At 73.6% G+C, this 22,852-nt stretch carries 23 protein-coding genes; 18 read left to right on the plus strand and 5 right to left on the minus strand.

Translation table 11 applies throughout. The annotated features are described in order from the left end of the window. The first annotated feature begins 21 nt into the window (after positions 1-21). The gene (locus ACQPXG_RS15940; RefSeq protein ID WP_433468461.1) at positions 22-1,452 is read left to right on the plus strand and encodes a DUF1996 domain-containing protein; all 1,431 of its coding nucleotides are present in this window, start codon (positions 22-24) and stop codon (positions 1,450-1,452) included. A 71-nt stretch (positions 1,453-1,523) separates the two neighbouring features. Further along, a complete protein-coding gene (locus tag ACQPXG_RS15945) occupies positions 1,524-2,210 on the plus strand; it encodes an SDR family oxidoreductase (RefSeq protein WP_433468462.1) in 687 nt (228 codons plus the stop codon). A gap of 21 nt (positions 2,211-2,231) precedes the next feature. Here ACQPXG_RS15945 and ACQPXG_RS15950 read toward each other — a convergent pair whose 3' ends face one another. Then, entirely contained in the window at positions 2,232-4,034 is a 1,803-nt protein-coding gene (locus ACQPXG_RS15950) for an AMP-dependent synthetase/ligase (RefSeq protein WP_433468463.1), read from the minus strand. Between the two features lie 201 nt (positions 4,035-4,235). Here ACQPXG_RS15950 and ACQPXG_RS15955 point away from each other — a divergent pair, with 201 nt between their 5' ends. The 6 genes from ACQPXG_RS15955 to ACQPXG_RS15980 all read left to right on the plus strand — a co-directional run bounded on the left by ACQPXG_RS15955 (position 4,236) and on the right by ACQPXG_RS15980 (position 8,556). After that, a complete protein-coding gene (locus tag ACQPXG_RS15955) occupies positions 4,236-4,931 on the plus strand; it encodes a copper homeostasis protein CutC (RefSeq protein WP_433468464.1) in 696 nt (231 codons plus the stop codon). Positions 4,932-5,012: 81 nt separating this feature from the next. Then, the gene (locus ACQPXG_RS15960) at positions 5,013-5,780 is read left to right on the plus strand and encodes a metallophosphoesterase family protein (protein WP_433468465.1); all 768 of its coding nucleotides are present in this window, start codon (positions 5,013-5,015) and stop codon (positions 5,778-5,780) included. Between the two features lie 62 nt (positions 5,781-5,842). After that, positions 5,843-6,277 (plus strand): SRPBCC family protein, encoded by a 435-nt coding sequence (locus tag ACQPXG_RS15965; RefSeq protein ID WP_433468466.1) that lies wholly within the window; start codon positions 5,843-5,845, stop codon positions 6,275-6,277. Positions 6,278-6,351: 74 nt separating this feature from the next. After that, on the plus strand, positions 6,352-6,840 hold the full coding sequence (locus ACQPXG_RS15970; RefSeq protein ID WP_433468467.1) for a hypothetical protein: 489 nt from the start codon (positions 6,352-6,354) through the stop codon (positions 6,838-6,840). 49 nt (positions 6,841-6,889) lie between these two features. Then, positions 6,890-7,858 carry an ROK family glucokinase gene (locus tag ACQPXG_RS15975; RefSeq protein ID WP_433468468.1) on the plus strand — a complete coding sequence of 323 codons (969 nt, stop codon included), beginning with the start codon at positions 6,890-6,892 and terminating at the stop codon, positions 7,856-7,858. A 2-nt stretch (positions 7,859-7,860) separates the two neighbouring features. Next, on the plus strand, positions 7,861-8,556 hold the full coding sequence (locus tag ACQPXG_RS15980; RefSeq protein ID WP_433468469.1) for an endonuclease/exonuclease/phosphatase family protein: 696 nt from the start codon (positions 7,861-7,863) through the stop codon (positions 8,554-8,556). Here ACQPXG_RS15980 and ACQPXG_RS15985 read toward each other — a convergent pair. Then, positions 8,553-9,374 (minus strand): hypothetical protein, encoded by an 822-nt coding sequence (locus tag ACQPXG_RS15985; RefSeq protein ID WP_433468470.1) that lies wholly within the window; start codon positions 9,372-9,374, stop codon positions 8,553-8,555. The genes ACQPXG_RS15980 and ACQPXG_RS15985 overlap by 4 nt on opposite strands. 367 nt (positions 9,375-9,741) lie before the next feature. On the opposite strand from ACQPXG_RS15985, the gene ACQPXG_RS15990 reads away from it, so the two are divergent. From ACQPXG_RS15990 to thiI, 8 genes are all read left to right on the plus strand, one after another. Then, positions 9,742-10,476 carry a lysophospholipid acyltransferase family protein gene (locus tag ACQPXG_RS15990; protein WP_433468471.1) on the plus strand — a complete coding sequence of 245 codons (735 nt, stop codon included), beginning with the start codon at positions 9,742-9,744 and terminating at the stop codon, positions 10,474-10,476. A gap of 47 nt (positions 10,477-10,523) precedes the next feature. Beyond that, a complete protein-coding gene (macS, locus tag ACQPXG_RS15995; protein WP_433468472.1) occupies positions 10,524-11,696 on the plus strand; it encodes a MacS family sensor histidine kinase in 1,173 nt (390 codons plus the stop codon). Positions 11,697-11,719: 23 nt separating this feature from the next. Then, positions 11,720-12,358 carry a response regulator gene (locus tag ACQPXG_RS16000; protein WP_433469976.1) on the plus strand — a complete coding sequence of 213 codons (639 nt, stop codon included), beginning with the start codon at positions 11,720-11,722 and terminating at the stop codon, positions 12,356-12,358. Between the two features lie 73 nt (positions 12,359-12,431). Then, complete coding sequence (locus ACQPXG_RS16005) at positions 12,432-13,430, plus strand: TIGR04222 domain-containing membrane protein (protein WP_433468473.1); 999 nt, start codon at positions 12,432-12,434, stop codon at positions 13,428-13,430. Between the two features lies 1 nt (position 13,431). After that, positions 13,432-14,244, plus strand: coding sequence for a DUF692 domain-containing protein (locus ACQPXG_RS16010; RefSeq protein WP_433468474.1), 813 nt, complete (start codon positions 13,432-13,434; stop codon positions 14,242-14,244). After that, positions 14,241-14,690 (plus strand): hypothetical protein, encoded by a 450-nt coding sequence (locus tag ACQPXG_RS16015; RefSeq protein WP_433468475.1) that lies wholly within the window; start codon positions 14,241-14,243, stop codon positions 14,688-14,690. The genes ACQPXG_RS16010 and ACQPXG_RS16015 overlap by 4 nt, the downstream gene beginning before the upstream one ends. 169 nt (positions 14,691-14,859) lie before the next feature. Beyond that, entirely contained in the window at positions 14,860-15,885 is a 1,026-nt protein-coding gene (locus ACQPXG_RS16020; protein WP_433468476.1) for a 6-phosphofructokinase, read from the plus strand. Positions 15,886-15,989: 104 nt separating this feature from the next. Further along, a complete protein-coding gene (gene thiI, locus ACQPXG_RS16025) occupies positions 15,990-17,222 on the plus strand; it encodes a tRNA uracil 4-sulfurtransferase ThiI (RefSeq protein ID WP_433468477.1) in 1,233 nt (410 codons plus the stop codon). A gap of 133 nt (positions 17,223-17,355) precedes the next feature. Here the strand turns inward: thiI and ACQPXG_RS16030 are convergent, their stop codons facing one another. The 3 genes from ACQPXG_RS16030 to aroF form a co-directional block, all read right to left on the minus strand. Beyond that, positions 17,356-18,258 carry a DUF5954 family protein gene (locus ACQPXG_RS16030; RefSeq protein ID WP_433468478.1) on the minus strand — a complete coding sequence of 301 codons (903 nt, stop codon included), beginning with the start codon at positions 18,256-18,258 and terminating at the stop codon, positions 17,356-17,358. Between the two features lie 40 nt (positions 18,259-18,298). Continuing rightward, positions 18,299-19,261 carry a DMT family transporter gene (locus tag ACQPXG_RS16035; protein WP_433468479.1) on the minus strand — a complete coding sequence of 321 codons (963 nt, stop codon included), beginning with the start codon at positions 19,259-19,261 and terminating at the stop codon, positions 18,299-18,301. Positions 19,262-19,480: 219 nt separating this feature from the next. After that, positions 19,481-20,527: a 3-deoxy-7-phosphoheptulonate synthase gene (gene aroF, locus ACQPXG_RS16040; RefSeq protein WP_433468480.1), complete on the minus strand. Its 1,047-nt coding sequence runs from the start codon at positions 20,525-20,527 to the stop codon at positions 19,481-19,483. 257 nt (positions 20,528-20,784) lie between these two features. Here aroF and ACQPXG_RS16045 point away from each other — a divergent pair, with 257 nt between their 5' ends. After that, on the plus strand, positions 20,785-21,408 hold the full coding sequence (locus ACQPXG_RS16045) for a sulfite oxidase-like oxidoreductase (RefSeq protein ID WP_433468481.1): 624 nt from the start codon (positions 20,785-20,787) through the stop codon (positions 21,406-21,408). Positions 21,409-21,519: 111 nt separating this feature from the next. Then, positions 21,520-22,842 (plus strand): sensor histidine kinase, encoded by a 1,323-nt coding sequence (locus ACQPXG_RS16050; protein ID WP_433468482.1) that lies wholly within the window; start codon positions 21,520-21,522, stop codon positions 22,840-22,842. Positions 22,843-22,852 lie beyond the last annotated feature (10 nt).

Here is a 22,852-nt window from a genome sequence, read left to right on the forward strand (position 1 = left end):
CCCGCAAAGGGAGCACTTTCCATGGGAAGCAAGAAAAAAGCATTCGCCGCGTTGATCCCGGCGCTCGCCCTTGTCGCGACGGCGTGCCAGGAGACGCCCGGAGCCGCGGCCCAGCCGTACACTCCCGCGACCACCCAGTCGGCGAACCCGGCCGCCTACCCGGCCCAGCCGACCGACGGCGGCACCGGCACTCCGTACCTCCAGGGCGGCCAGGGCGACCCCACGGCCCCACCTCAGGGCGGCCAGCAGACCGGCGCCCCGCAGGACGGCGGTCAGCAGAACGGTGGTCAGCAGGGCGGAATGGGCGACGGCGGCCCGATCGGCGACGGCGGCCAGCAGAACGGTGGCCAGCAGAACGGCGGTCAGCAGAACGGCGGTCAGCAGGGCGACGGCCAGAACGGTGACCAGGGGAACGGGCAGGGCGACCAGGGCAACGGGCAGGGCGACCAGGGCGACCAGGGCGACCAGGGCAACGGGCAGAACGGCGGGCAGGGCAACGGCCAGGGCGACCAGGGCGAGGTGGAGATACCCGAGCTGCGCGCGGACCAGTACGTCGACATCCGCAAGGCGCCGCGCGTCCAGCAGGCGGCCCCCAGCCGCGGAGGGTCCACCGGCGTGTTCGCGTCCAGCTGCGGTGTGAACGAGGGGCAGGCGCACAGCAACCCCGACAACGTCCTCGCCGCGCCCGGCGTCGTGAACGGCGCGCACCACATCCACGACTACGTCGGGAACCTCGACACCAACGCGTTCTCGACCGATGAGACCTTCGCGGCGGCCGGGACGACCTGCACCAACGGCGACAAGTCGGCCTACTTCTGGCCGGTGATCCGCCTCCGCAACGGCCAGGACGACTCGGAGCGGGCGGAGCAGAGCACGAAGGACGGCAACGTCGGCAGCATCGTCACCCCGTCGAGCGTGAAGCTGCAGTTCATGGGCAACCCGCGCAGCAAGGTGACGGCGATGCCGCGGTTCATCCGGGTCGTCGCCGGTGACGCGAAGGCCGTGACGAACGGCCCGGCGAACGCCAACGCGAGCTGGACGTGCAGCGGCTTCGAGAAGCAGGCGTTCACCGACAAGTACCCGCTCTGCCCCCAGGGCAGCCAGGTGGAGCGCGTGCTGAACTTCCCGAGCTGCTGGGACGGGCAGAACACCGACAGCGCCAACCACCGCGACCACATCAAGTTCGCCGACAAGGCGACCGGGCAGTGCCCGCAGGGCACGAAGGCGGTGCCGCAGCTGCGGATGACGCTGGCCTACAACGTGCCCGCCAAGCCGCTGGTGTTCGCGCTGGACAGCTTCCCCGAGTCGGGCCATGACCCGCTGACCGACCACGGCGACTTCATCAACGTGATGGACGAGCAGCTGATGCAGAAGGCGGTCAACGCGATCAACGCCGGCTCCGGCGCCAAGTCCGGAACCAAGATCAAGCGGCCCCGGCCCCGCCGCCGCTGAACCGGTCCCCCGAACCGCGGACCCGGTCGCGCCCCCGCGCGGCCGGGTCTCCGGCGTCCTACGATCACGGCATGAACATCGTGATCGCGGGCGGGCACGGGCAGATCGCGCTGCGGCTGTCCCGGCTGCTGGCCGCACGGGGGGACACCGTGCTGAGCATCATCCGCAACCCCGGCCATGCCGGCGACGTCCGGGACACCGGCGCCGGGCCGGTCGTGTGCGACCTGGAGTCGGCCGGTCTCGGCGAGGTCGCCGACCACCTGACCGGGGCGGACGCCGTCGTGTTCGCCGCCGGGGCGGGGCCTGGCAGCGGCGTGGCGCGCAAGGACACCGTCGACCGGGCCGCCTCCGTGCTGACGGCGGACGCGGCGGAGCGCGCGGGCGTCCCCGGCTTCGTGCAGATCTCCGCGATGGGCGCGGGGGAGCGGTCCGCGCCGGGGCGCGGCGAGGTCTGGGAGGCCTACCTCAGGGCCAAGGGCGAGGCCGAGGACGACCTGAAGCGCCGCGACGCCCTGGAGTGGCTGATCCTGCGCCCCGGCCGCCTGACCGACGACCCGCCCACCGGCCTCGTGACGCTCGCCGAGCCGCCGATCGGGCACGACGTGGTCACCCGCGACGACGTGGCGGCGGTCATCGTGGCGCTGCTCGACGCCCGCGACGTCCGCCGCCGCACGCTGGACCTGCTCAACGGCCCCACCCGGATCGCGGACGCCGTCGCCGCGCTGCGCCCGGCCCTCGGCGGCGGCCGGCCGGAGTAGCCGGGGCCGGCCCGCGGCGGTTCAGGCCGCGTAGAGGGAGTCGATCTCGTCCGCGAAGTCCTTCATCACGACGTTGCGCTTCACCTTCAGGCTGGGCGTCATGTGGCCGGCCTCCTCGGTGAAGTCGACGCCGAGGATCACGTACTTCTTGATCGCCTCCGCGTGGCTCACCGACTTGTTGGCGTCGGCGACCGCGGCCTCGATCTCGGCGACGAGGTCGGGGTCGCGGCGCAGCTCGTCCAGCGGCATCGCCTCGGCCTTGCCGTGCCGGGCCTTCCACGGCCCGAGCGCCTCCTCGTCCAGCGTGACGAGTGCGCTGATGAACTTGCGGCCGTCGCCGAGGACGAGGCACTGGCTGACCAGCGGGTGCGCGCGGAGCCGGTCCTCCAGCGGGGCGGGCGCGACGTTCTTGCCCGCCGCGGTGACCAGGATCTCCTTCTTCCGGCCGGTGATCTTCAGGAAGCCGTCGGCGTCGAGGGAGCCGAGGTCGCCGGTGTGGAACCACCCGTCTTCGATGGCCTCCTTGGTGGCGGCCTCGTTGTTCCAGTAGCCGTGCAGGATGTTGATGCCGCGGACGAGGACCTCGCCGTCCTCCGCGATGCGGACGTCCACGCCGGGGATGGGCTGCCCCACCGTGCCGATCCTGATGGCGGAGGGGCGGTTGACGCTGGCCGGCGCGGTCGTCTCGGTGAGGCCGTAACCCTCCAGGATCGTGATGCCCACACCGCGGAAGAAGTGCCCGAGGCGCTCGCCCAGCGCGGCGCCGCCGGACACCGCGTACTGGACCCTGCCTCCGACGGCGGCGCGCAGCTTCTTGTACACGAGCACGTCGAAGACCTTGTGCCTGACCTTGAGGCCGAGGCCGGGACCGCCGTCGTCCAGTGCCCGGCTGTAGCCGATCGCGGTCTCGGCCGCAGCCTTGAAGATCTTGCCCTTGCCGTCCGCCGCGGCCTTCTGCTCGGCCCCGTTGTAGACCTTCTCGAACACGCGCGGCACGGCCAGCAGGAACGTCGGCTGGAACGAGGCGAGGTCGGGCAGCAGGTTCGGGACGTCGCTGTGCCCGAGGACGATGCCGCCCTCGATGGTGGCGACCTCGATCAGCCGGGCGAACACGTGCGCCAGCGGCAGGAACAGCAGGGTGGAGCTGCCCTCGACGGCGATCTCGGCGATCGCGCCCTGCACGGCGTTGCGGGCGGTCGACACCAGGTTCCCGTGCGTGATCTCGCAGCCCTTGGGCCGCCCGGTGGTGCCGGAGGTGTAGATGAGGGTGGCGGTGTCGGCCGAGGTCCGGGACCGGCGGCGCTCCTCGACGACGTCGTCGCCGACGTCCGAGCCGAGCCGGGTGACCTCGTCGACGCCGCCCGCGTCGATGCCCCAGACGTTCGCGAGTTCCGGAAGCCGGTCCCGGAGCCCCTCGACCGTCGCGACGTGCTCGGCGGTCTCGGCGAACACGGCCTTCACGCCGGAGTCGCCGGCGATCCACTCGATCTGCTCGGCGGAGGACGTCTCGTAGATGGGGACGGAGATCGCGCCCGCCGCCCAGATCGCGTAGTCGAGGACCGTCCACTCGTAGCGGGTCCGCGACAGCAGGCCGACGCGGTCGCCGGGTCCGATCCCGGCGGCGACGAGGCCCTTGGCGACGCCCGCCGCCTCGGCCGCGAACTCCGCCGCGGTGACGGCGCTCCAGGCCGGTGTGTCGGCGGAGCCGCTCTTGCGGCGCGCCACGATGGTGCCGGGCTCTTCTTCGGCCCGGGTGAAGGGCGCGTCGGTCAGAGTGGCGGAGTCGGGGACCTCCACCATCGCGGGGACGCTGAACTCGCGCACGGCCCACTCCTGTAGTCGATCTTCGAGGTCGGCGGGGAAGGAAGACTTCTCCGAAGCCGCATGATACCCACGAGTAGGAATTTCGCCGCCCGATCCGCTGGTTAACGGCACGGCAAAGACCGGACGCCGGTCCTGGCGGGAGCCGTCCGGTCGCCTACGCTTGGGCCCGGTCGCACAATGGACGCGGTTCGGGGGAACGCCATGTCGCTGCTCGAAGTGATCGCGCTGACCGCGGCGGACGCGCGGGCCGCGCAGGACGGCGGTGCCGACCGGATCGAGGTCGTCGCCGACATGGCCGCGGACGGGCTCACCCCCGATCCCGACCTCGTCGCCGCCATCCGGGAGGCCACCTCCCTGCCGATGCGGGTGATGCTGCGCGCCAACGCGGGGTTCCGCACCACCGGAGCCGAACTGGACCGGCTGCGCCGCGCCGCCGCCGGCCTCGCCGAAGCGGGCGCGGACGGGTTCGTGTTCGGCTTCCTCGACTCGGCCGGCCACATCGACGCGGGCGCCACCGGCAAGCTCGCCGCCGACGCCGCCCCGCTGCCCTGGACGTTCCACCGGGCGCTGGACCACGCCGCCGACCCCGTCCAGGCGTGGCCGATCGTCCGCGATCTCGGCGGCGGCCTGGACACCGTCCTCACGGCCGGCTCGGCGCGTGGCGTTGACTCCGGGGTGGACGTGCTCGTCCGGCGCGCGGCCGACGACCCTGACGCGGCCAAGATGATCATGGCTGGGGGCGGGCTGCGCCGCAGGCACGTCGCGGCCCTCGCCGCCGCGGGCGTCACCGCGTTCCATGTGGGCACGGCCGTCCGGCCGGACGGCGACTGGGACGCCCCCGTCGACGCCGCGCTGGTGCGGGAGTGGCGCACCCTGGTGGCGGCCGCCGCCGGGTGATCCGCCCGCGCGGGTTCCGCGGGGCGGCCCCGGTTCGCCCCGGCCGTTTTCGGGGGCGGTACGCACTATTACAGTCTGTTCATGCGGATCCACGTGGTGAGCGACGTCCATGGCCGCGCGGACGCGCTGGCGGGCGCGGCGGACGGCGCGGACGCGCTCATCTGCCTGGGCGACCTGATCCTTTTCGTCGACTACCAGGACCACGGGCAGGGGATCTTCGCCGACCTCTTCGGCCAGGACAACGCCGACCGCTTCATCGCGCTGCGGACGGAGAAGCGCTTCGACGAGGCCCGCGAGTTCTCCCGGGGCCTGTGGGCCTCGCTCGAAGGGGACGCCTGGCCGCACATCGAGCGCGCCGTCGACCGGCAGTACGCGGAGCTGTTCGCCGCCATGCCGTCCCCGGCGTACCTGACCTACGGCAACGTCGACGTCCCGCGCATGTGGGGCGCGCACCTGCGCGACGGCCACCGCGTCCTGGACGGCGAGACCACCGAGATCGGCGGGCTCCGGTTCGGGTTCGTCGGCGGCGGCCTTCGCACCGAGTACCGCACCCCCAATGAGCTGGACGACGACACCTACGCCGCCAAGGTGGCTGCCGTCGGCGAGGTGGACGTGCTGTGCTGCCACATCCCGCCCGCCGTGCCCGAGCTGCTGTACGACACGGTGGCACGAAGGTTCGAGCGGGGCAGCGAGGCGATCCTGGACGCGATCCACCGGACGCAGCCGAGGTACGTGCTGTTCGGGCACGTGCACCAGCCGCTCGCGAACCGGATCCGCATCGGCCGCACCGAATGCGTGAACGTCGGGCACTTCCGCGCCCGCGGGGTGCCGTACGTCCTGACCGTGTGAAGGTACTTTTCTCTAGGACAGCGGGCCTGCAGGGGCCCGCGGCGAGCCGGAGGGAGACGCAGATGGCGGACCGCACGAGTTCCACCATCACGGTCAAGGCGGGGAAGGCCGAGATCATGGCGGTGATCGCCGATCTGGAGGCCTACCCGCGGTGGGCGAGCGGCATCCGCGAGTTCACCGTGCAGGAGACGGGTGCGGACGGCAGGGCGGGCCGCGCCCGGCTGACGTTCGACGGCGGCCCGTTCAGCGACACCGTCGGCCTCGCCTACACCTGGGAGGGCGACGACCGGGTCACGTGGGAGCTGGTGGAGGCCGGCACGGTCGTCACCGGCCTGCACGGCACCTACGGCCTGGTGGAGGAGGGCGGTGTCACCGAGGTCACCTACGAGCTCGCCGTAGACGTCCGCATCCCCATGATCGGCATGGTGAAGCGCAAGGGCGAGAAGCGGATCATCGACTCCGCGCTCAAGGGCCTCAAGCGCCACGTGGAGCGCTGAGCACGGCGTTCGCGAGCAGAGCACCGGCACGGAGGAGATACCGTGCACGCCGACGACGGATGGAAGATGGAGTCATGAGCGAGCAACCCGGCGACGTCCTGGATGAGGCGGCCAAGCTCCTCGACGCGCTGATCAGGCGGGTGGGCGGGGGCGGCGGCCGGGACGAGCGCGCGGACCGGGACGAGCGTGACGGCGACGTGTGGGACCGTGCGACGGCCGGCGAGCCCGGCACGGAGCCCGGCGCCGGCGAGGACCGGGGGCCGCACATCGCCACCGGTGCCCCCGAGTGCCGGGACTGCCCGGTCTGCAGGGCCATCGCGATCAAGCGGGAGTCCGGCGGGGACGTGGGCCGGCACCTGCGCGAGGCCGGGGAGTCGCTGTTCGCCGCCGCGCTGGACGTGCTGGGCGCGTTCGACCGGACTCGGCCGCCCCCCGCGCGGGAGAACCGGCCGCGGGAGGCGTCGGAGCGCGCCCGGGCGGGTACGTCCGATCGGTCGGGACCCGCCGAGCCCGGCGAGCCGTGGTCGGCCGCCACCGGCGGCGGCCCCATCGACATCGGATAGTTCGGTCATCGGCTTCGGCCGGGGCGATGCGAGGAGGAGGAAGCGTTACATGGCCCTGACCATCGGCGTGGATGTGGGCGGCACGAAGGTGGCCGCGGGGGTCGTCGACGAACGGGGGACGATCCTGGAGAAGGTCCGCAGGCCGACTCCGTCGACGAACCCGAAGGAGACCGCCGAGACCATCGCCGAGGTCGTCGACCTGCTGAAGGGCAAGTACGAGGAGGTCTCGGCGGTCGGGCTCGGCACCGCGGGCTTCGTCGACGAGGACCGCTCCACCGTGCTGTTCGCGCCGAACCTGGCCTGGCGCGACGAACCGATCAAGGAGAAGGTCGAGAGCCTCGTCGGGCTGCCGGTCGTCGTGGAGAACGACGGCAACGCCACCGCGTGGGGCGAGGCCCGGTTCGGCGCCGGGCGCGGGGAGAACTTCATCGTCCTGGTGACCCTCGGCACCGGCATCGGGGCCGGCATCATCATCAACGGCGAGCTGTACCGGGGCCGGTTCGGCATCGGCGCCGAGATGGGCCACTTCCGGGTCGTCCCGAACGGGCGCCGCTGCGGCTGCGGCAACCGCGGCTGCTGGGAGCAGTACGCCAGCGGCAACGCCCTCGTGCACGAGGCCCGCGACCTCGCCCGGGTGGCGCCCGCGATGGCGGGACGCCTCCTGGAGCTCGGCGACGGCCGCCCGGAGGGAATCAGCGGCCCCGAGGTGTCGCAGGCGGCCCGGGAGGGCGACAAGGCGGCCCTGGAGTGCTTCCGGACGATCGCGCACTGGGCGGGCCAGGGGCTGGCCGACCTCAGCGCGATCCTCGACCCGGGCGCGTTCATCATCGGCGGCGGCCTCTCCGACGCCGGCGACCTGCTGATCGACCCGATCCGGGCCGCGTTCGAGGACGCGCTGACCGGCCGCGGCCACCGCCCGCTGCCCGACATCCGGATCGCCGAGCTCGGCTCCGCGGCGGGCATCGTCGGCGCCGCGGACCTCGCCCGGCTCCGCTCCTTCCAGGGCGTGATCGTCTAGGCGTGGCCGCCGTCCGCCTGCTGAGCTACAACATCCGGTCGCTGCGCGACGACGCGGCCGCCGTGGCCCGCGTCGTCCGTGCCGGTGCCCCGGACGTGGTGTGCCTGCAGGAGGTCCCGCGCTTCCGGGCCTGGCGGCTGCGGCGCCGCCGCCTCGCGCGGGCCTGCGGCCTGCGGATCGCGGCGGGACGGCGGGCCTGCGGGCTCGCCGTCCTGGCCGCGCCGGACGCCGGCCGGGTGGCCCGCGAGTTCCACCTGCTCACCCCGGACCGCGGCCTGCACCGCCGCGCGCTGGCGATCGCCGTCCTGGACGTCCACGGATCCCGCCTCATCGCCGCGAGCACCCATCTGGACCTGGCGGACGGCCCGCGCCTGCGGCACGTCGGCGAGATCCTCGCCCATCTGGACAGGGCCCGTGACCGGTACGGCGCCCCGGTGATCCTGGCGGGCGACGTCAACGAGGAACCGGGCGGCCGGTCCTGGTCACTGCTCACCGAGCACTTCCAGGACGCCCACGCGGTCGCACCGGCGGGCGGGGAGTTCACCTTCTCCGCCCGCGACCCCCGCCGCCGCATCGACGCGGTCTTCACCGACCCGGAGGTCCGGATCACCGCCTGCGGCGTTCCGGACGACGACGCCGGCGACCATGTCCGGGCCACCGACCACCGCCCCCTGGCGGCCGATCTGACGGTGCCCTAGACGACGGCTCCGTCGTCGGGGTCGCGGGGCTCGTCGCCCATGCGGAGGACGAGGGTGACGAAACCTCCGATGAAGGCGGCGACGGCGAGGAAGGCGGCCCAGCCGGGGACCTCCCAGTCGAGGATGACGGTGACCAGCAGGTAGACGGGCCCGCCGATCAGCGCGATCCAGGCGCTCTTGGTGAGCGGGTCGGCGCTCGGCAGCGGCGGGGGAGGGGGCGGGACGTAGTGGCCCTCCTCGTCGTCGTCCGGCGGGAAATCGGGCGCCTCGGACGGCTTGATCACGCGTGCCCGGGGGAGCCGGCCGGTGCGGTCCTCGCCCTCGTCGCGGGGCCCGTCGGGCTCGCGGATGTTCTCCTCGTCGGGCCAGGGCACCTCGTCGCCCTCGGGGGCCTTGTCGAACCCGGCGACGATCTCGGCCCAGATGGCGTCCTCGTCGCGTTCGGCGGCGCCGCCGGTGTCCTCGGCGTCACCGCCGGGGTCGGCGAGGCCGGTCTCGGCGCGCTCCACGGTGTCGGGGCGCTCCGTCTCGGGGTCGGAGCCGCGGGCGGACGCGTCGCGCAGCCGGGCGAGATGGGCGCGCAGGATGCCCTCGGCCGCCGGCTTCATGTCGACGTCCACGTACAGCCGGTCGAGGACGTCGCCGGCGACCGGCTCCACGGGCGGCTCGCCGATCTCCGGCAGGTCGGACGGCGACGCGGCATAGGCCGCGACGCCCGCCTCGCCGAGGGCCGCCAGCATCGCGTCCGCGAGATGCGGCGCGAGATCGACCAGTGGGGCGTAGGTCTCCGCTGACAGTCCATTGCCACGGCGATTCACGGGGCCGGCTCCTTCGACGACTCCGGCGTGACCGACAGCACCGGCATGACGGCCTCCGCTCCCCCCATTGACATGTGGTGTCCGGTCGCGCCCCCCGAGCGGAGACACTCCCGGACACCCCGAAACGTGTGTCCCACGGTATTCGCTGCGCCGCCCGGAACAAGTCCCCGGGTGCACCCGATTGAGATTTACCGCTCAGAGCCTACGTTCATTCCCGGCCCTCCGGCGCTCCGCCGCCGGGTTCCGGTCGCGGGTACCGGCCGGTAGATCGGTGGGACGGAGAGTGGGAGGATGTCCCATCATCTCCCGTCGGCCAGGATCGGAGCGCGCCCGCCCCCAGGGCGTCCGGTCCGAGGAAGGTGCCCGCATGCTCTGGTTCTGGATCCTGCTCAGGATCGTTCTCTCCCCGATCCTGTACCTCGGGTGGTGGCCGCGGAACCGGGGGCGGCGGAACGTCCCGAAGCGGGGGCCGGCGCTGATGGTGAGCAACCACCTCTCGTTCGCCGACCACTTCTTCGGGCCGCTGCCGCTGATGCGCCCGATCTTCTTCATCGGCAAGGGCGAGTACTTCACCGGCAAGGGGTTCAAGGGGCTGATCAGCAAGGGGTTCTTCACCGGTGTGGGCGTGGTGCCGGTCGACCGGACCGGCGGGGACGCGGCCGAGGCGGCGCTGCGGACCGGGCTGCGGATCCTCGGCGAGGGCAAGCTGCTCGGCATCTACCCTGAGGGCACCCGGGCGCCCGACGACAGGCTGTACCGCGGCAAGACGGGGGTGGCGCGGCTGGCGCTGAAGTCCCGTGTCCCGGTGATCCCGATGGCGATGATCAACACGTTCGAGCTGATGCCGCCCGGTAAGCCGTACCCGCGGCTCGGCGTCCGGCCGGGCGTCCGGTTCGGGAAGCCGATGGACTTCTCCCGCCACTACGGGCGCGAGGACGACCACCAGGTGCTGCGGGAGATCACCGACGAGATCATGAAGGCGATCCAGGAGCTCTCCGGGCAGGAGTACGTGGACCGGTACGCCGCCGAGGTCAAGGCCGAGATGGCCGGCAAGGAGGTACAACCGGCCGAGGACGACGGAGGCCTGAGCGACCAAGGATGAGCGGCGGCGAACCGGGGGGCGTGGGGGCGCCCCCACAGGGGGCACGGATGAGCGGCGGCGAACGGGGGGCACGGAGCTTGGGGCTGGAGGCCGCGCTGTGGCGGGCCGTGGCGGTCTACCGCGGCCTGGCGCTGGTCTACGCCGCCGTCGTGATCGCCATGAACTTCGACGGGTACGCCCACCCGGTCGGCGGCTGGGCCGTCCTCGCCGTCATGACGGGGTGGACGGGCTATACCGTGATCGCGTTCAGCGACCCGCGCCGGCGCGGATGGCCGCTGCTGGTCGCCGATCTCTCCGTCGCGGCGGCCTGCGTGCTCGCGACGGCGTGGGTGGAGACGGCCCCGAACATCGGCGCCGGACGGCCGACGCTGCCGGTGTCGTGGGTGGCGGCCGCGGTGCTGTCGTGGGCGGTCGCGGGCGGCCGGCGGCTCGGCATCGCCGCGGCGCTCGTCCTCGCCGCGGCGAACCTGATGGTGCACGTGGCCGCCAGGAGCAGCGGCGGGATCGGCAGCACCACGTTCAACGGCATCGTGCTGCTGTTCCTCGCCGGGCTCGTGGTCGGGCACGTCGTCCGGCTGGCGCTGGAGGCGGAGGCGCGGCTCGCGCGGGCCGTCGAGCTGGAGTCGGCCACCCGGGAACGCGAGCGGCTGGCCCGCCGCATCCACGACTCGGTGCTGCAGGTCCTCGCCATGGTGCAGCGGCGCGGCGGCGAGCTCGGCGGCGAGGCGGCCGAGCTGGGCCGGCTGGCGGGCGAGCAGGAGGCGGCGCTGCGCTCCCTCATCGGCACCGGCACGGCCCCGCCCGCCCTGGCCTCCGACGCCGGAGCGGAGGCGGATCTGCGCCCCCTGCTGACCGGGCACGCGTCCACGTCCGTCACGGTCTCGACCCCGGCGACGGAGGTGCGGCTGCCCGCGCACGCCGCGCGCGAGGTCGAGGCGGCGGTGGCGGCGGCGCTCGACAACGTCCGGCGGCACTGCGGCGGCGGCGCCCGCGCCTGGGTCCTGCTGGAGGAGGGGGCGGGCGAGGTCACCGTCAGCGTCCGCGACGACGGCCCGGGCATGCCCGCCGGCCGGCTGGACGAGGCGGCGGCGGACGGGCGGCTCGGCGTCGCCCAGTCGATCCGTGGCCGTATCGCCGACCTCGGCGGCACGGTCGCGATCTGGTCCGCGGCGGGCGACGGGACCGAGATCGAGATGACCGTGCCGCGGACTAGGGTGTGACCGTGACCGAACCGCTGCGAGTCATGGTCGTGGACGACCATCCGATGTGGCGCGAGGCCGTGGCCCGCGACCTCGCCGAGGCCGGCCACGACGTGGTCGCGACGGCCGGGGAGGGGCGCGCCGCGGTGCGCATCGCCGCCGCCGCGCGGCCGCAGGTGGCCGTGGTCGACCTCCAGCTTCCCGATATCGGCGGTGTCGAGGTGACCCGGCGGCTGGCGGCCGCCGACCCGCCCGTCCGCGTGCTGGTGCTGTCGGCGAGCGGCGAGCAGCAGGACGTGCTGGAGGCGGTCAAGGCGGGCGCCACCGGATACCTGCTCAAGTCCGCCGCCCGCGAGGAGTTCCTGGACGCCGTCCGGCGGACCGGCGAGGGCGACGCCGTCTTCACCCCCGGCCTCGCCGGGCTCGTCCTCGGCGAGTACCGGCGCCTCGCGGCCGCCCCCGCCCGCGAGGACGACGACGCGCCGCGCCTGACCGACCGCGAGACCGAGGTGCTGCGCCTCGTCGCCAAGGGCCTGACGTACAGACAGGTCGCGGAGCGTCTCGTCCTGTCCCATCGGACGGTGCAGAACCACGTGCAGAACACTCTCGGCAAGCTCCAGCTCCACAACCGCGTCGAGCTCGTCCGTTACGCCATCGAGAAGGGCCTCGACGACGAGGAGTAGCGGGACGGGATGAACCCGGGCGTCGCCCCACGCGTCTGATCACGGAGAACGTGCGACGGAACGGGAGCACGCCATGGTGGACGAGATTGTGGGCCCCGGCCTGGGGTTCCTCGCGGCCCACGTCCTGGTCGGGCTGGCCCTGCTGAAGGTCCTGCGCGACGTGCGGGCCAAGGTGCGCGGGGGCAGCCCCCAGACGCGGGACCTCCATCCCTACGAGGTCGCCTACCTGCACGGCGGGGGGCGGCACGCGATCGCGGCATCGATCACGGCGCTGCGGCTGGACCGCGCGGTCGACACCTACGCCGACGGCCGGCTCATCGCCACCGGGCCGTCCGGCGCCGGGCCGCGCGCGGCCGGGACACCGCTGGACGCGGCGGTCTTCGGGGCGATCGCGGGCGGCCGGGGCGGGACGCTCGCCGCGCTCACCGCGGAGGCGGGCGTCCGCGCCGCCCTCGACCAGCTCCGCGACGGGCTGTCTGCCCAGGGCATGGTGGTCCCGCCGGAGGGGCGCCGCCGGCTGAAGACCTGGCGGGTCGTCTACAACGTCTGGCTGGCCGTCGGCTTCTTCGGCTTCATCGTGGGTGATGTCTTCGACGGTTTCCCCGGCGTTCTGCTCCCGATCGCGTGCCTGATGGCCCTCTACGTCGCCGGCGTCACGCTCGGCTCGGGCGGTGAGCGGACGAAGGAGGGCGAGCGGGCCGTCGAGCGGATCAAGGAGTCCACCCCCCACCTCGACCCGGCGCACGCGACGTCCTACGCCGGGTTCGCCCATGCCGAGATCCTGCTGGGCGTGGCGCTGTTCGGCACCGCCGCGCTGATGGCGTTCGACTCGATGTTCGCCCAGACCGTCGGGCTCGGCCGGTACCTGGAGATGAGCGGGGTCACGGCCTCCTCCGGGGGATTCTCGGGCTCCTCCTGCTCGTCCACCGCCTCGGTGTGCTCGTCGTCGTCCTGCGGTGGCGGCGGTTCGTGCGGTGGTGGCGGGAGCGGTTGCGGCGGTGGTGGCGGCGGTTGCGGTGGCGGCGGGGGCTGCGGGGGAGGAGGCGGCGGCTGTGGTGGCGGCGGAGGCTGATGTGCCGGATCTGGGGGTGGGGATCGGGTGGCGTCCCGAGATCGCCGGGTTCGTCGGCGCGCTGCCCGGGCTGCGCTTCACCGAGGTGGTCGCCGAATCGGTGCATCCCACGCATCCCGCGGACGGCCTGCTGGAGCTGCGCGCCCGCGGCGTGAAGATCGTCCCGCACGGGGTGAAGCTGTCGCTCGGCGGCGCCGAGCCTGTGGCCGCCGAGCGGGTCGCGCACCTGGCCACCTGTGCCGAGGCGCTCGGTGCGCCGCTGGTGAGCGAGCATGTCGCCTTCGTCCGGGCGGGCGGGATCGAGGCGGGGCATCTGCTGCCGGTGCCGCGCACCCGGGCGGCGCTGGACGCGCTGACCGCCAACGTCCGCCGGACGCAGGCGGAGCTGCCGGTTCCTTTGGCCGTCGAGCCCATCGCCACGCTCTTCGACTGGCCGGACGCCGAGTACACCGAGGCGGACTTCCTGACCGAGCTGCTGGAACGCACCGGCGCCCTCCTGCTGCTGGACGTCGCCAACGTGTACGCCAACGCGCGCAACCGCGGCGAGGACCCCATCGACCTTGTCGACCGCCTGCCCCTCGAACGCGTCGCCTACTGCCACGTCGCGGGCGGTTCCGAGGCGGGCGGGCGGTACCACGACACCCATGCGGCGGCCGTCCCGTCCGAGGTCCTGGACCTGATAGCGGAGCTGTGCGCGCGGCGACGCCCGCCCGGGTTCCTGCTGGAGCGCGACGGCCGCTACCCGGCCGCCCGCGAACTCCAGGCCGAGCTGGACGCCATCGCCGAGGCCTCCGGTCTGGAACCCGTCACATGAGCGGGTTCGACGCGGAGCTGGCGGCGGCGCAGGAGGCCCTCGTGCGGGCCATGACGGCCGACGGGCCGATGCCCGGCGGGTTCGACGCCGAGGCGGTGCGCGCCGCCGCGCACGGGATCCTGCTCAAGCGGGCCGGCGAGGTGGCCGGCGCCTGGCCCGCGCTGGCAGACTCGTACGGAACGTCCTGGAAGGCGGTCTTCACGCGCTGGGCGGCGGGACGTCCCACGCGCGGTTCCTTCCGGGACGGCTGGGACTTCGCGCGGGAGCACCGTGGCGATCTCGCCGGGGACGCGGCGCGGGAACTCTCACTGGCCGAGGTTCGCTGGACCTATGACGGCGAAACTCCGCCCCGCCCCCGGCGGGCTGCGGCGCGGCGGGTCCCCGGGGGACTGGCGGTGCAGTTCCGGGGGCGTGTCCGGACTTTCGGCGCGGGCCCGTCCGGCTGATCCGGCCGGCCGGCCGAAGGGGTGTGCCACCCGTCCCCCGGACGGGCTATGGTCTAGACCATTGGCGGCGCGCCGGGACTCCCGGCGAAACCCCGAGCCGCCGCATGCCGGCGACTAGTCTGAGCATGTCGATCGAGGGAGGAGCCTGGTGGCGGGAGAAGGTGACGGCATGCGCGTCGGAGTGCTGACCGGTGGCGGTGACTGCCCCGGACTGAACGCGGTGATCCGCGCGGTCGTCCGTAAGGGCGTGCAGGTCTACGGGTACGAGTTCGTCGGCTTCCGGGCCGGCTGGCGCGGCCCCCTCGAAGGCGACACCGTGGCCCTCGACGTCCAGGCCGTGCGCGGGATCCTCCCGCGCGGCGGCACGATCCTCGGCTCGTCCCGGACGAACCCGGTGAAGGTCGAGGGCGGCGTCGAGCGGATCAAGGACAACCTCGCCGGGCTCGGCGTGGACGCGCTGATCGCCATCGGCGGCGAGGACACCCTCGGCGTCGCGCGCGAGCTGTACGCCAACGGCGTCAACGTCGTCGGCGTGCCGAAGACGATCGACAACGACCTGAACGCGACCGACTACACCTTCGGGTTCGACACCGCGGTGAACATCGGCATGGAGGCCGTCGACCGGCTGCACACCACCGCCGAGAGCCACCACCGCGCGCTGATCTGCGAGGTCATGGGCCGGCACGCGGGCTGGATCGCGCTGCACGTCGGCATGGCCGCCGGCGCCAACGTCATCCTCATCCCCGAGCGGCCGTTCGACATCGCCAAGGTCTGCGAGTACGTCGAGAGCCGCTTCAAGACCCGGTACGCCCCGATCATCGTGGTGTCCGAGGGCGCCCACCCGATCGACGGGCAGATGCAGCTGCAGACCGGCGAGCTGGACTCCTTCGGGCACGTCCGGCTCGGCGGCATCGGGCAGGCCCTCGCCGACGAGATCGAGAAGCGCACCGGCAAGGAGGCCCGCGCCACCGTGCTCGGGCACATCCAGCGCGGCGGCACCCCCACCGCGTTCGACCGCGTCCTCGCCACCCGCTTCGGCCTCCAGGCGATCGACGCCGTCAAGGACGGCGACTACGGCAAGATGGTCGGGCTCAAGGGCACCGACATCGTCCGCGTGGGGCTCGACGAGGCGACCAAGGAGCTGAAGACCGTCCCGCTGGAGCGCTACTCCGAGTCAGAGGTCTTCTTCGGCTGACCGGTTCTCCCGGTGGGAACACGGTTACGGGGTCGCGGCGTTGGCGTCTCTGGGCCACACTGGAGTCTCAACCCCTTGACCTGTTCCCGCCAGGAGGATCACGCATGACCACGCTCGACACCGCGCCGGCGGACGTCCGGGAGCAGTCGCCGGTCGACGGCGAGCCGTGCGTGCTGCTCAAGCTCGGCGAGGTCGTCCTCAAGGGAAAGAACCGCGAGCAGTTCGAACGCCGCCTCGCCGACAACGTGCGCAACGCGGTCCGGCCGATCGCCCGGGTGGACGTCATCCGGCGGCACGGCGTGTTCATCGTCCGCAAGCACGACGCCGATCTCGCCACGATGGAGCGCGTCGCGCAGCGGATCACCGACGTCATGGGCATCGTGTGGGCGCACCGCGCCTGGCGGGTCGGCAAGGACCTCGCCAGCGTCGAACGGGCCGCCCTCGAACTGATGGACGGGCGGACCGGCACGTTCGCGGTCCGCTCCCGGCGCCGGGACAAGCGGTTCCCGATGACCTCCACCGAGCTCGACCGGCACGTCGGCGCCCTCGTCGGCGGCCGCTACGGCCAGCCCGTCAAGCTCAAGGACCCCGAGCACACGCTGTCGATCGAGGTCGACCGCGACGAGGTGTTCGTCTACTCCGGTGGCCTGCCCGGCCAGGGCGGCCTCCCCGTCGGGATGAGCGGCCGCGGCCTCGTGCTGATGTCGGGCGGCATCGACTCGCCCGTCGCCGCGTACCGGATGATGCGCCGCGGCCTGCGCGTCGACTACCTGCACTTCTCCGGCATGCCGTTCACCGGCCCCGAGTCGATCTACAAGGCGTACGCGCTGGTCCGCGAGCTGGACAAGTTCCAGGGCGGGTCCCGGCTGTTCGTCGTCCCGTTCGGCAAGGCGCAGCAGCAGATCAAGTCGTCCGGCGCCGACCGGCTCGCGGTGATCGCGCAGCGCCGGCTGATGCTGCGGACCGGCGAGGTCCTCGCCCGCCGGCTGCGGGGGAGCGCGCTCATCACCGGCGACGCGCTCGGCCAGGTCTCCAGCCAGACCCTCGCCAACATCACCGCGCTGGACGACGCCGTCGAGCTGCCGATCCTGCGGCCCCTCGTCGGCATGGACAAGATCGAGATCATGGACCAGGCGCGCCGCATCCGCACCCTGTCGATCTCCGAGTTGCCCGACGAGGACTGCTGCACAATGCTCGCGCCGCGCCGCGCCGAGACCCGGGCCAAGATCGGCGACCTGCGGCAGATCGAGAAGCGCCTCGACGTCGGCGAACTCGCCGACCAGCTCGCCGAATCCGTCCAGGAGCACCGCCCGGCCTACGCCGACGCCACCACCTGACGGACACCGGCGGCCCCCGACGGGGCCCCGGCGCAGTTTCACTGTGGGGGGCGACCCCCCACAACCCCCCGTGAAGGGCGCGGCCCGCTGAGCGCCGGGCTCCACTCCGCCGACGCTCCGCTCCGCCCGGCGCTCAGCGGGCGTCGAAGTCGGTGGGGCGTGGCGGCTCGGGACCGTCCGGGCCCATCAGGGTGATGCGCTCGATGCGGACGATGCGAAAGCGGCGGCCCGCGACGGCGATGCCGTTGCGGCGCGTCTCGTCCTCCATCAGCTCCGCCGCCTCGGCGAACTGCTCGACGTCCGACGCGGCGGGGCTCTCCACCGCGGGCACCACGTGCCTGAAGTAGGTGACGAGCGAGTCGCGGGCCTGCTGCGGCGCGTCGTACAGCCGTCCCACGGGACGCCAGCGCCGCTCGCCGCGCTCGGCGACGGTGAACGCGGGCGCCAGCGCGACCGGGGTGAGGAACGCGCCGGTCGGCTCCTTCCCCGTCGCGGCCGCCGCGTCCAGCACCTGGCAGAGCAGCTCGGCGGTCGCGAGGTCGGACGCCGGGCCCTCCTCCGGCAGCAGCTCGTGCGGACGACCGGGCGGGACGCGGCGCGCGGCGGGCAGCGGATCCAGGTCCGTCGGGCGGGGCGGTTCGGGCCCGTCCATGCCGGTGCGGACCAGCTGCTCGATCCGCACGATCCGGAACCGCCGCCCGTCCGCGGTCACCTCGTCGGCGGGTTCGCACCGCAGTGTCCGGGCCGCGGAAAGCAGATCGAGCGCCTCCGCGCCGTCCAGCAGCGCGGCCCGGTCCTCCAGGTGCGCGGCGAGGAGTTCGCGCGCGCCCTGCGGCAGCGGGTCGCACGGGCACACGATCTGCCAGCCGCCCGGCACGTGCTCGGCGGCCGTGAACAGCGCGCCCACGGCCACCAGCTCCGGGTACGCGGCGATCGCGCGGCACGCGTCCGCCAGCATCACCGCGGCGACCGGGTCGACGCCGTCCAGATCCTCCGGGAACAGCCGCCCCCCGGCGTCACCATCGCCCGTTGTCATGCCGGCAATCATCCTCGCCGCGCCCCGCGCGGCCAATGGTTCAGACCAATTCGTTATTCGCGCGTTCCCCGTGGCTCCGCCGCCGGAGGGGCGCGACGACGACCACCAGGCTCGCCGCGAGCAGCGCGAGACCGCCCAGCGCCGCCCCGCTCAGCCGCTCGTCCAGCAGGACCGTGCCGAGCACCGCGGCGACGGCCGGTTCGGCCAGCGTCAGCGTCGTCGCCGTCGTGGCGGGGGTCGTGCGCAGCCCGCGCGCGAACAGCAGGTAGCCGCCGCCAGTGGTGACCACGCCGAGGTAGAGCGCGATCACGGCGCCCGGGCCGGTGAGCAGCCAGCCGGCCGGCTGGGTGAGCAGCACCGCGACGAGGGGCACGGCCGCCGCCCCGAACAGCGCCCCGGCGACGGCCCGGTCCTCCTCGCCGCGGGTGATGAGGACGGACGCCGTCGTCGCGTACACCGCGTACGACAGCCCTGACAACAGGGCCAGCGCGACGCCGAGCGGTTCGGCGCCCGCGTCCCCGCCGCCGCCCACGAGCAGGGCGCAGCCCGCCACGGCGCCGGCGGTCGCGACCGCCCACCGCCCGGTGAGCACGGACCGCCGCGTCATCAGCCCGATCAGGCCGGTGAACACGGGTGCGCCGCCGATCGTGACGACGGTGCCGACGGCCACCCCGGTGCGCCCCGCGGCGACGAAGAACGCCGTCTGGTACACGGTGATCGCGACCGCGCCGAGGCCGATGAGCGGCAGGTTGCGGCGGTCCTTCAGCAGGTGGCGCAGCCCGGCGCCGCCGCGGGTGAACGCGGCGAGCGCGAGCAGCAGCAGCCCGCCGATGACGATGCGGACGGCCGCGATCGAGTAGGGGGACGCGCCGTCCGCGAAGGTGCGGACGGTCCCGGTCGTCCCCCAGAGGGCCGCGGCCAGCAGGATGTCGGTGCCGCCGCGCCGGGCGCCGGCGCGCGAGTCCTTCTCGGGCGCACGCCGGATGAACGTTTTCTGAGACACGGGGAGAAGCTCCTGAGCTCGAATCGGAAGGAGAGGATCCGGATTCGGGGCGCAGGAGAACGCGGCCGGGCGCGCGTTCGCGCCGGGCCGTGTCAGATCTCAGCAGGAATGCGGTCGCCGCGCCCCGTCAGGAGCGCGGCGGCCCGCAATCCGGTGCCCAGTAAGCCATGGCTCAGGACGATACCCGGTCGGCGTGACCGTGCGGACGGGCGCCCTCGGTCAGGCGGGCACCGCGTCGGGGTCCTGGGCCTGGGTGAGGGAGCGGCCGACCAGCGGCGGCAGGTCGCGGACGACCTTGGCCAGCTCGCGCAGGTCGCCGTCCACCAGGGCCTGGGGCCCGTCGCACAGCGCGGTCTCCGGGTGCGGGTGCACGTCGATGATCACGCCGTCGGCGCCGACGGCGATCGCGGCGCGGGTCAGCGGCAGGACGAGGTCGCGGCTGCCGCCCGAGTGCGACGGGTCCACGATGACCGGCAGGTGGGAGAGGCGCTGCGCCACCGGCACCGCGGAGATGTCCAGGGTGTTGCGGGTCGCCTTCTCGAACGTGCGGATCCCGCGCTCGCACAGCACGATGTCGAGGTTGCCGCGCTGCGCGACGTACTCGGCGGCCATCAGCCACTCCTCGATCGTCCCGTTCATGCCGCGCTTCAGCATGACCGGCTTGCCGGACTCGCCCGCGGCCTGGAGCAGGGCGAAGTTCTGCGCGTTGCGGGTGCCGATCTGCAGCATGTCCGCGTAGGAGGCGACGAGGTCGACGTCGCCGGCGTCCACGACCTCGGTGACGATCGGCATTCCGGTCTCCTCCCGGACGTCCGCGAGGATGCGCAGCCCGGCCTCGCCGAGGCCCTGGAACGCGTACGGGGACGTCCGCGGCTTGAACGCGCCGCCGCGCAGCAGCGTCGCGCCCGCGGCCTGCGCCATCTGCGCGGCGCCGAGGGTCTGCTCGGGGGTCTCCACCGCGCAGGGGCCGGCGATCAGCGTCATCGTCCCGGGCCCGATCGGCACCCCGCCGACCCGCACCACCGAGCGCTCGGCGTGGTTCTCGCGGCTCACCAGCTTGTAGGGCGCCGAGATGCGGATGACGTCGCTGACGCCGCGCATCCCGCGCAGGTTCAGCGAGCCGAACTGCTGGACGTCGCCGACGAGCCCGACGATGGTCCGCTCCACGCCGCGGCTGACGAACGCGTCGCCCCCCGCCGTCTCGACCAGTGAGACGACGGCCTGGACATCCGCTTCGTTGGCCTCCGGGGCCATGACGACGACCATTGGTGTACTGCCTCTCCTTCAGGCCCGGGATCCCGGCCCCGTCCCTGGAACCACGAAAGCCCCGGGCCGGCCGGCCCGGGGCTTTCGCCTTGTGGTCTGTCAGCGCAACGTCTGGCAGACCAGCCGCCCGGGCTGGTCGAACCAAAAGAAATACACGAGGTTGCGCACGGGTCCAGCGTAGCCGATGTCCGGGGGCGCGGCCCGCACCCACCCCCGGATATGGCTCAGCTCACGCCGGATGGCAGGATGGCCGCGTCATGACCCACCCCGAACAGTCCGCACCGCAGCCGAGCGATCTGCCGCCCGGCCAGTACGTCCCCAGGGGGTGGCCGGTCCTCCACTACGGCCCGGTGCCGAAGTTCCGTCCCGAGGACTGGGACTTCCGGGTCTTCGGCGCCACCGAGTCGGGGGAGCGGCACCGCTGGACCTGGGACGAGTTCGACGCGCTGCCGAGGGCCAGGTCGGTCGCCGACTTCCACTGCGTCACCAAGTTCACGATCCCCGACAACGAGTGGGAGGGCGTCCCCGGCACGGCGATCGTGGAGCTGGCTCCGCCCGCGCCGGACGTCACGCATGTGATGGTCTGGGCCGAGTACGGGTACAGCTCCAACATCCGGATGAGCGACTTCCTCGCCGACGGGACGATGTTCGCCACCCACCGTGACGGCGAGCGCCTCACCCCCGACCACGGCTTCCCCGTCCGCATCGTCGTCCCGCACCTGTACGCGTGGAAGAGCGTGAAGTGGGTCCGGGGCGTCGAGTACCTGGTGAGGGACCGCCGCGGCTTCTGGGAGGAGCGCGGCTACCACAACGTCGCCGACCCGTGGCGGGAGCAGCGCTACTCCTACCAGGAGGACGAGGGCGAGTCGCCCCCGCTGTGATTGGTCCTGTGCGGCGGGCCGTCTTCCGCGGCCGGCCGTAGCCCATCCGAGACCTTCGTAAATGGGCAACGACCGGACCTGCGCGGAGGACAGCCGTTACCGTACGTTTCCATGGTCCTACCGTCCGTCGCGGATGCCGTGGCATGCGCCGCCGGTGCCGCCGCCGGGGTCTGGGCGTTGCGCCGGCGGATCCCCCTGCCACACCGCCGCGTACCGCCCGGCGCCGCCGAGGCGGCGGCGTTCACCGCCCTGCATCTGATCGCGTCCGCGTCGCCGCCGCTGCGCGCCGGGCTGACCGAGGGCTCGGCGCGCAAGGCGGCCCGGCCGCTGCGGTCGCTGCTCGGCGCCGAGGCGGTCGCGCTGGTCGCGGCGCGGCCCCCGGACGATCCGGACGGCCCCGGCGATTCCGGTGATCTCGGCAAAGGTGCGGCGCGGGACGCGCCGCGGCTGATGGCCTGGGACGGCAGGGGCCGCGGCGCCCACGCGGACGACGCCGTCGGGCACGCGCTGCCCGTGCTGGCGTCCGGGCGGCCCAGGGTCGTCGCGCCGGATCTGCTCGCCTGCGGGCGCCCGCGCTGCCCCGTCCAGGTCGCGGTCGTCGCCCCGCTCACCGTCGAGGGGCGCACCGAGGGCGCGCTGGCCGTGTACTGGCGGAGCCCGTCGGCCGCCAGGATCCGGGCGGCCGGCGAGGCGGCCCGGCTCGTCGCCGGCCGGCTGGAGCTCGCCGGGCTCGACACCGCCCGGGTCCGGCTCGCGGAGGCGGAGACCCGGGCCCTGCGGGCGCAGATCTCCCCGCACTTCGTCTACAACTCGCTGACCACGATCGCCTCGTTCGTCCGCACCGACCCCGAGCGGGCCCGGGGGCTGCTGCTGGACTTCGCCGACTTCGCCCGCTACTCGTTCCGCAACCCGCGCGACTTCACCACCCTCGCCGACGAGCTGCGCTCGATCGACCGCTACCTGCTGCTGGAACGGGCCAGGTTCGGCGAGCGGCTGCGGTGCAGGGTCGAGATCGCGCCCGAGGTGCTGCCGGTCGCCGTCCCGTTCCTCGCCCTCCAGCCGCTCGTGGAGAACGCGATCCGGCACGGCATGGCGGGGGGACGCGAGCCGTTCCACATCTCGATCGTGGCCCGCGACTCGGGTGCGGAGGCCGCCATCAGCGTGGAGGACGACGGGGTCGGCATGGATCCCGAGCGGCTCCAGGAGATCCTTTCCGCCCCGCTCGGACGTCCCGGGCCCACCGGCTGGGGGAGCGTGGCGACCCGGTCCCGGCAGGACGGCGGCGGCCCCGGCATCGGGCTCGCGAACGTCGACGAGCGCATGCGCCAGGTCTACGGGGACGACTACGGGCTCACCGTCGAGACGGCGCTCGGCGCCGGAACCAAGGTCAATCTGCGCGTCCCGAAGTACCGGCCGGGCGTGTTCCCGGACTGACCCGCGACCC

The organism is Spirillospora sp. CA-128828, from assembly GCF_050945415.1.
GTDB lineage: Bacteria > Actinomycetota > Actinomycetes > Streptosporangiales > Streptosporangiaceae > Spirillospora.